At 65.0% G+C, this 1,462-nt stretch carries 1 protein-coding gene; it reads right to left on the bottom strand.

All coding sequences use genetic code 11. The features are described 5' to 3' along the window. A partial coding sequence (locus QK290_RS18405; RefSeq protein WP_282332114.1) for an amino acid permease occupies positions 1-1,462 on the bottom strand: 1,462 nt, incomplete at both ends.

Below are 1,462 nucleotides of genomic sequence, written 5' to 3'. Positions count from 1 at the left end.
TGAAGGTCTTCGCGGGCGGGTTGGCGATCACGGGGGCTGTGCCTGTGAATCCGTCGCGGGTTTCGGCGATCTCGCGGATCCGGGCCCGGCAGGCGTACCAGCCGAATACCATCAGCACGCAGGCGATGGCCGTGACGAGCATGGTGAGTGGGGATTCGATGAACACCATGACCAGCACGCCCGCGAGGAACAGCAGTGAAAGGTAGCCGGTGTACGGGGCGCCGAACATCCGGAAGGACGGGCGTTTGAGCCAGCCTTTGTTCGCCCAGCGTTGTAGCTGGATCTGGCAGAGGACGATGGTTGCCCAGGTCATGACGATGCCCACGGATGCGACGTTCAGCACGATCTCGAAGGCCTCCGCTGGCACCAGGTAGTTCAGCGGGACGCCCAGGAGGGACACGCCGGCGGTGATGGCGATGCCGCCGTAGGGGACGCCGGCTTTGTTCATCCGGCCGGCGAATTTCGGTGCGGAGCCGTTCACGGACATGGAGCGGAGGATGCGGCCGGTGGAATATAGGCCGGCGTTGAGGGAGGAGAGCGCGGCGGTGAGGACCACGAGGTTCATGATGACGTCCACGCCCTGGATGCCGATGGAGCCGAAGAACGTCACGAACGGGCTGACGCCCTTTTCGTAGGAGGTGTAGGGCAGCAGGAGGGCGAGCAGGATGACGGAGCCGACGTAGAACACGGCGATCCGGAAGACCACGGAGTTGATGGCCTTGGGCATGATCTTTTCGGGGTTCTCGGTCTCGCCGGCGGCGGTGCCGACGAGTTCGATGGAGGCGTAGGCGAACAGGACGCCCTGCATCAGGATGATCATGGGCAGCAGTCCGTTGGGGAAGACGCCGCCGTTGTCCGAGAGCAGGCTCAGGCCCACCGGCTGGCCGTCCACGGGCGTGCCGAAGATGACGAAGTAGGTGCCCACCACGAGGAAGACCACCAGGGCGGCGACCTTGATCAGGGCGAACCAGAACTCGAGCTCACCGAACACCTTGACGGAGACGAGGTTCAGGGCGAGGACCACTACGAGGGCGATCAGGGCCCAGGCCCACTGCGGGACCTCGGCCATCCAGGGGATGTAGTGGCCAAAGAAGTTCATGTAGAGCGCGGCCGCGGTGATGTCCACGATGGTGGTGGTGGCCCAGTTGATCCAGTAGAACCAGCCGGAAACGAACGCGGCCTTCTCGCCGAAGAATTCACGGGCGTAGGAGACAAACGAGCCCGACGAGGGGCGGTGCAGGACCAGTTCGCCCAGGGCGCGCAGGATGAGGAACGCGAAGAAGCCGCAGACGGCGTAGGCGATGACCAGCGACGGGCCGGCGGCGTTGAGGCGGCCGCCGGCGCCGAGGAACAGGCCGGTGCCGATCGCGCCGCCGATGGCGATCATCTGGATCTGCCGCGGTTTGAGGTTCTTGTGATAACCCTTGTCCTCCGCGTGCAGGGCATTTTCGGTGGCGTGCGC

The sequence above is a fragment of the Pseudarthrobacter sp. AL07 genome (assembly GCF_029960665.1).
Lineage (GTDB): Bacteria > Actinomycetota > Actinomycetes > Actinomycetales > Micrococcaceae > Arthrobacter.
The sequence above is the reverse complement of the archived record's forward strand: the minus strand, read 5'-3'. Positions and strand labels throughout refer to the sequence as shown.